This window comes from Rhodomicrobium udaipurense JA643, from assembly GCF_000636015.1.
Taxonomy (GTDB): Bacteria; Pseudomonadota; Alphaproteobacteria; order Rhizobiales; family Rhodomicrobiaceae; genus Rhodomicrobium; species Rhodomicrobium udaipurense.
The window spans coordinates 1-7,033 of sequence record NZ_JFZJ01000155.1; the positions used below are offsets into that span (position 1 = coordinate 1).

The window sequence follows — 7,033 nt, forward strand, 5'->3', positions numbered from 1 at the left end:
CGACGCCTTCGCCCGCACGGAACCGGCACGCCCGCGCGGCACTCGACGACGGCTTTCGCCGTCGCGGACGCTACACCCTGCGCTACCCTTACAGGGTGACTGCGACTTGGCCGTTATAAGCAAAAATCGTGAAGCACTGATGTTCAAGATAGCGCGATTCTATCGTCATTGCGCAGGCTTAACAAAAGGTTAACACGGATTAAGATCGCGTTAACGCGTTCAACCGGCGCGGGAATTTGCGCGTCGCTCGCGGCACGCTCCGCACACCGATTCGGGCCGAATCGAAGCATCACAGCGGGCGCTTGATCCAGCGGCTCAACCTGCCGACGATCCCCTCGCGGAACAGCATCACGCAAATGACGAAGATCGTGCCCTGTACGATCGTCACCCAAGCGCCGAGATTGTTGAGATAGGTCTGGATCGCGATGACGATCACCGCGCCGACCACTGGGCCGAATATCGTGCCCATGCCGCCAACGAGCGTCATCAGCACAACCTCGCCGGACATCGTCCAGTGTACGTCCGAAAGCGTGGCGATCTGCGAGACGATGGCCTTCATGCCGCCCGCCAGCCCTGCGAGGGCCGCCGAAAGCACGAACACCGTGAGCTTGTAGCGCTGCGTGCGGTAGCCGAGCGAAATCGCGCGCGGCTCGTTATCGCGGATGGCCTTCAGCACCTGCCCGAACGGCGAATGGATGATGCGGTAGATCAGCAGGAAGCCCGCGAAGAAGATGGCAGCGACCACATAATAGAGCGTGGTGTCGTCGCGAAGGTCGATGAAGCCGAGGAAATGCCCGCGCGGCACGCCCTGAATGCCGTTCTCGCCCCCCGTGAACGGCGCTTGCAGCGAGAAGAAGTAGACCATCTGCGCGAGCGCCAGCGTAATCATGGCGAAATAGATGCCCTGCCGCTTGATGGCGAGCGAGCCGACGATGAGGCCGAGCACCGCTGCCACGGCCGCGCCCGTGAGCATCGCAAGCTCGGGCGCGAAGGGCGGCAGCCCGACGGGCACGTCAAAGCGCCCGACGCCCGGCAGCCAGAAGGGCAGGGCGGCGATGCCACTTTTTGCTGTATAGGCTGCCACATAGGACGCCATGCCGAAGAACATCGCGTGGCCGAAGGACAAGAGGCCGACGAAGCCGAGCAGCATGTTGAACGCGCAGGCGAACAGCGCGAAGCACAGGAGTTGTGCGAGCACGAACGGGTACAGGCCGAGCAGGGGCAGGATCGCGAGCACGGCCGCGAGACCGGCGAACAGCGCCACGTGCAGGAACGAGGGCGACGCCTTGAACGGTCGGATGGCCTGCGAGGCGATGATTCGCGGTTGGTCGAGGCTCATCTTACGCGGTCCTCCCGAACAGTCCGGCGGGTTTGATCAACAGCACGATGGCCATGATGACGAAGATCACCACCGACGCGGCTTCGGGGTAGAAGACCTTCGTAAGCCCCTCGACGATGCCGAGCATGAAGCCCGTCACGATGGCACCGAGGATCGAGCCCATGCCGCCGATCACGACGACCGCGAACACCACGATGATGAGATCCGCGCCCATGTTGGGGTTCACCGAGTAGATCGGCGCGGCGAGCACGCCAGCGAGGCCAGCAAGGGCCACGCCGAAGCCATAGGTGAAGGTCACGAGGCGCGGCACGTTCACGCCGAAGGCCGACAGCAGCGTCGGGTTTTCCGTCGCCGCGCGCAAATATGCGCCGAGCTTCGTCTTTTCGATGATGAGCCATGTCGCGATGCAGACGACGAGCGAGGCCACGATCACCCAGCCGCGATAGATCGGCAAAAACATGAAGCCGAGATTCTGCCCGCCCCTGAGTTCGTCCGGGATCGTATAGGGCAGGCCCGACGAGCCATACTGGTTCACGAACAGCCCCTGTATGATGATGGCGAGGCCAAAGGTGAGGAGCAGGCCGTAAAGGTGGTCGGTGTTCTGGTCGGCGTCCGGCGCGTTCAGCAGGTTCGTCGCGGAAAGAAACGACGTGAATAGCAGCGCGCCGATGGCCGCGATGCCGTAAGCCGCCGCCGGGTCGAGCTTGTAACCGACGAGCGAGACGAGGTCCGGCACCGCGCCGCTGGATAGATGCGAGGCCGCGAGCGCGAGGAAGATCGCGACGAAGCTCGCGATGAAGATCAGCGGGCGCGTCTTGGAGCGCACATTCAGCTGCGAGATGAGGTTCCGCTCAAGCAACATGCCGAGACCGCCGACGATCAAGGGCGCGAGGATCAGGGCTGGCCAGTAACCGATGGAATAGAGCGGGTTGTTCAGGAGCAGGTACGCCGCGAACGCGCCCAGCATGTATTGCGCGCCGTGGGCGAAGTTGATGATGTTGAGAAGGCCGAAGATGACCGCCAGCCCAAGGCTCAGCAGCGCATAGAACGAGCCGTTGATCAGCCCGAGGAGGAGTTGGCCGAACAGCGCCTGCGGTGGCACGCCGATGAGGTCGAACATGTCTTTCCTTCTCCGCGAAGTGCGACGCCGAGGTCGTCAGGGCGCCGCGATTACTTGGCGCAAGCGCGCTGCCTATTTCGCGGCCGAAGCGACGAGCGGGCAGCCGCCCTCGGAGAGCGGACGGAATGCCTTGGCGGCGGGCGTGGTCGCGAGCAGCTTGTAATAGTCCCACGGCCCTTTCGCCTCTTCCGGCTTTTTCACCTCAAAGAGATAGGAGTCGTGGATCTTGCGGCCGTCCGCGCGCACCTCGCCCTTGCCGAACAGCGGGTCGTCGGTCGGCGTCGCCTTCATCTGCGTGACGACAGCCGCGCCATCCTTCGCGCTTTTCAGCGCCTCGACCGCCTTCAGGTAATGCAGCACGCCGGAATAGACGCCCGCCTGAACCATGGTCGGCTTGCGGCCCGTCTGCTTCTGGAAGCGGTCGGCAAAGGCGCGCGTGTCGTCGTTCAGATCCCAGTAAAAGGAGGCCGTGAAGATGAGGCCCTGCGCCGTCTTCAGACCGAGCGAATGAATGTCCGTCAGGAAGATCAGCAGGCCCGCGAGATTCTGTCCGCCCTGCACGATGCCGAATTCGGCCGCCTGCTTGATGGAATTGATCGTGTCGCCACCCGCATTGGCGAGGCCGACAATCTTTGCGCCCGACGATTGCGCCTGAAGCAGGAAGGAGGAGAAGTCCTGCGTGTTGAGCGGTGCCTTCACCGAGCCGACCACCGTGCCGCCCGCGTCCTTCACCACCTTCGCGGTGTCGCGTTCCAGCGCATGACCGAAGGCGTAGTCGGCGGTGATGAAGAACCACTTGTCGCCGCCCTGCTTCACGATCGCCGAGCCGGTGCCGTTCGCGAGCTGCCAGGTGTCGTAGGTCCAGTGGATGGTGTTCGGCGTGCATTTCGCGCCGGTGAGGTCGGACGACGCCGCGCCGGAGTTGATGAAGACCTTGTTCTTCTCCTTGACGATTTCGCTGACGGCCAGCGCGACGCCCGAATTCGGCGTGTCCACGATGAGGTCGACGCCCTGCTGATCGAACCATTCGCGCGCGGTGTTCACCGCGATGTCGGACTTGTTCTGATGGTCCGCCGCGATCACGTCCACCTTCAGGCCCTTCTCCGCCGCCTTGAAATCCTCGACCGCGAGCTTCGCCGCAACAACCGAGCCTTCTCCGCCGAGGTCGGCATAGAGGCTTGAGCGGTCGTTCAACACACCGATCTTGACCGGCGTCTGTGCAGCAGCTCCTGTTGCGGCGGCAAGCAACGCTGCTCCCGCGATGAATACCGTCCTGATTTTCATGCGTTTTCGCTCCCGTTCTCACTTAAATAATAACTTAAACGCCGAGATAGCTGTGCAGTTTCGTCTTGTTCGCCTCAAGGTCCGCGTTCGGGATCATGTCCACAACCTTGCCCTGCTCGACCACGAAATGGCGGTCGGCGACGGTCGCGGCGAAATGGAAGTTCTGTTCGACGAGCACGATGTTGAAGCCGTCCTTCTTCAGTTCACGGATCGTGCGGCCGATCTGTTGCACGATGACGGGGGCGAGACCCTCGGTCGGCTCGTCGAGAAGGAGCGTGCGCGCGCCCGTGCGGAGGATGCGGGCGATGGCGAGCATCTGCTGTTCGCCGCCTGAAAGCTTGGTGCCCTGGCTTTTCCGCCGCTCGCGCAGGTTGGGAAACATGTCGTAGATGCGTTCGACGGCTAGCCCGCCCGGTTTTACCACCGGCGGCAGCATGAAATTTTCCTCGACCGAAAGGCTCGCGAAGATGCCTCGTTCCTCCGGGACATAGCCCATGCCGAGCCGCGCAATGGTCCGCGAGGGCAGGGCGATGGTTTCCGCGCCGTCGAAAATGACGGAGCCTTGACGTTTGGCGAGAAGGCCCATGATCGCGCGCAATGTCGTCGTCTTGCCCGCGCCGTTGCGCCCCAGAAGCGTGACCACCTCGCCCGGGCGAAGGTCGAAACTTATGCCGTGCAGCACGTGGCTTTCGCCGTACCACGCTTCGAGGCCGGAAACGGCAAGCACGGGCGCGCTCGCCTGCCGGATTGCTCTCGCTTCGGCTAATCCCCGTTCAGGCAAACCCCGCTCAGGCATGACCCACCCCGATATAGGCTTCGATGACGCGCTCATCTTTCGAAACGGTGGCGTAGTCGCCCTCCGCCAGCACGCGGCCGCGCGCCAGCACGGTGATGACGTCCGAGAGGTCGGCGACAACGGAAAGGTTGTGCTCCACCATGAGGATGGTGCGATTTTCAGCCACCCGCGCGATCAGCGCCGCGATGCGGCCGACATCTTCATGCGCCATGCCCGCCATCGGCTCGTCGAGCAGCATGACTTCGGGGTCGAGCGCGAGCGTGGTGGCGATTTCGAGCGAACGCTTGCGGCCATAAGAAAGCTCGCACGCGAGCGTCGTGGCGAACTCGCCGAGCCCCACCGCTTCAAGCAGGTCGAGCGCGCGGTCGTCGAGGTCGCGCAACGTGGCTTCGGAGCGCCAAAAATCGAAGCTGTCGCCGCGCTTTCGTTGCAGTGCGATGCGAACGTTTTCCAGCGCAGTCAGATGTGGAAAAACCGCCGAAATCTGGAAGGATCGCACGAGGCCCTTGCGCGCCACGTCGGCGGGCGGCGTCCTGGTAATGTCCTCGCCCTTGTAGAGGATCGTGCCGCGCGTCGGGTTCAGGAACTTCGTGAGGAGATTGAAACAGGTCGTCTTGCCTGCGCCGTTCGGACCGATGAGGGCATGAATGGTGCCGCGCCGAACCTTCAGATCGACGCCATTCACGGCGATGAAGCCTCGAAATTCCTTCGTGAGGCCTGCTGTCTGCAAAACGATGTCGTCGGCCATCGTCCCCTCCCGTGCATGCGGGAAAAGTGCATCGGCCATGCGTTTATGTCATCCCCGACGATAGTCGCGGCGGTATGACGCGGGGCTCAGGCGGCGCGGCGGGAGGCGAGCGAAATCGGCGCGGCCCGTGCGCGGGAACGCTTCAGCCTTTGCGGCGGGTCGAGCGCGAGGAGCAACAGCGCGTAGGCGGTGCGTTCGCCGGGCCAGCGGCAGAGCGCGGCGCGGCACGGCAGCGTCGGTCCCTCGCCGGTTGCGATCCACAGCGTCTCGCTGGCGGTGCGGGTGCGCAGCGAAGCAAGGCGCCTCGACATGCGGTGCAGGATCGCGCGGTCCGCATCGGCAAGGAGATCGAGAACGGGCATGCCGTGAAGCTCGGCCTTTTTCCAGCCGAAACGCGCGGCGCGGCCTGAGACGCGGACGACGTCGAGGTCGTTTCCGAGGAAGAGAACGAGATCGAAAACTTGCAGGAGGCTTTCGGCGGGCGGGGGAGAAGCGGGCGTTTCGGCGCGGAGGGGTGCGAAGGACGGTTCAGTCGGCGGCTCTGCGGGGCGGCTCTGCTTCTCCGCGCATAACCGCTTCATTTTGCGGCCGAGCGCCTTGAAAGCGCTCATCTCGGCTTCGGTGAGCGAGGGCGCGGGAGGCGGTGGCGCAGCGATTTTCGCGCGGCTTTTCTTGCTGCGTGCCGGTTTTCCGGAGAGCTTCGGCGGCGCCGTAAGGGCCGGATGCGGGCGGAAATCCTCGTCCGTTTCGGCGACGACAAGGCCCTTCTCGCCGTCAGCGAGATGCAGGACTTCCGCGAAGCAATCGAGTGGGGGCCGCCCGGCAAGCTTGAGCCTGACGCTACCGCCGATGCCGGCCTCGGTCAGCCGCGCGAGCAGGCGAACGAAGCGCTTCGGAAGCGCCTCAGAAAAATCTTCAGCACGAAGCTCGAACGAAGCGCGCGCTGCCGGGTTCATCCATGCGACAGCATTTCGAGCGCCATTCCAAATGAAGGCTGCGCGCGGTGAAAAGAGGAGGTCCGGCAGGGAAGGTTGACCGGCTGCTATTGTATGCGGGCGTTTTGCCAAGGCGCGAGATTCCTGCCGAGTTGTGCTCAAGCAGTACAACCAAACTCAGGATGCGCACATGGAAACGTGTTCGTCGCAAAAAGCAAGCGCGCGGAACGCTGCTTCGGCCGTTTCCGAGGCGAGTTGCCGCAGCGAAACAGGGAATGAGCGAAAAATGGTGCGGTGCACAAAAATCTACGTTGCAACGCACCAAGTCTATATTTATATAAGGACCAGCGAAGACGACTCGCTGCCGAAGCCCAGACCCAGAGCCTTCCACCAGGAGAAACGCCATGAACCAGCCCCTCGATTTTGAAATTCCGTCCTCCGTCCGCGATCTCGCCGCCAAGAGCGTTGAGCAGACCCGCGAAGCTTACAACCGCTTCATCGAAGCCGCCCGTCAGGCGAACGATGTCGTGTTGAAGTCTTCGGACGTGTTCTCCACCGGCGCGCGCGAGATCAACGAGAAGGCCGTGAAATTCACCGAAGCCAATCTTCAGGCGCAGTTCGAGCTGGCCCAGCGTCTCGTCAATGCGAAAGACATCAAGGAAGCGATCGAGATCCAGAATCAGTTCGCTCGCCAGCAAGTCGAAGCCTATGCGCAGCAGGCTCAAGAACTGACGCGTCTCGTCGCGCAGTCCGCGCAGAAGGTCAATCCGACCAACCAGTACTAGTACTCTGGCGCATACGTTTGGCACCA

At 63.0% G+C, this 7,033-nt stretch carries 7 protein-coding genes; 1 reads left to right on the forward strand and 6 read right to left on the reverse strand.

Translation table 11 applies throughout. The features are described from left to right. Positions 1–289: 289 nt before the first annotated feature. The 6 genes from T281_RS15490 to T281_RS18000 form a co-directional block, all read right to left on the reverse strand. Positions 290–1,339 carry a branched-chain amino acid ABC transporter permease gene (locus T281_RS15490; RefSeq protein ID WP_037241461.1) on the reverse strand — a complete coding sequence of 350 codons (1,050 nt, stop codon included), beginning with the start codon at positions 1,337–1,339 and terminating at the stop codon, positions 290–292. Position 1,340: 1 nt separating this feature from the next. Beyond that, positions 1,341–2,459, reverse strand: a complete 1,119-nt coding sequence (locus tag T281_RS15495; RefSeq protein WP_037241463.1) for a branched-chain amino acid ABC transporter permease — start codon at positions 2,457–2,459, stop codon at positions 1,341–1,343. 72 nt (positions 2,460–2,531) lie between these two features. Then, complete coding sequence (locus T281_RS15500; RefSeq protein ID WP_037241466.1) at positions 2,532–3,743, reverse strand: ABC transporter substrate-binding protein; 1,212 nt, start codon at positions 3,741–3,743, stop codon at positions 2,532–2,534. A gap of 34 nt (positions 3,744–3,777) precedes the next feature. Beyond that, the gene (locus T281_RS15505; RefSeq protein WP_037241469.1) at positions 3,778–4,539 is read right to left on the reverse strand and encodes an ABC transporter ATP-binding protein; all 762 of its coding nucleotides are present in this window, start codon (positions 4,537–4,539) and stop codon (positions 3,778–3,780) included. Then, positions 4,532–5,287 (reverse strand): ABC transporter ATP-binding protein, encoded by a 756-nt coding sequence (locus T281_RS15510; RefSeq protein ID WP_037241473.1) that lies wholly within the window; start codon positions 5,285–5,287, stop codon positions 4,532–4,534. The genes T281_RS15505 and T281_RS15510 overlap by 8 nt, the downstream gene beginning before the upstream one ends. An 86-nt stretch (positions 5,288–5,373) precedes the next feature. Further along, entirely contained in the window at positions 5,374–6,243 is an 870-nt protein-coding gene (locus tag T281_RS18000; RefSeq protein WP_052037574.1) for a PAS domain-containing protein, read from the reverse strand. Positions 6,244–6,626: 383 nt separating this feature from the next. Here T281_RS18000 and T281_RS15525 point away from each other — a divergent pair, with 383 nt between their 5' ends. Next, complete coding sequence (locus T281_RS15525) at positions 6,627–7,007, forward strand: phasin family protein (protein ID WP_037241481.1); 381 nt, start codon at positions 6,627–6,629, stop codon at positions 7,005–7,007. Positions 7,008–7,033: the final 26 nt, after the last annotated feature.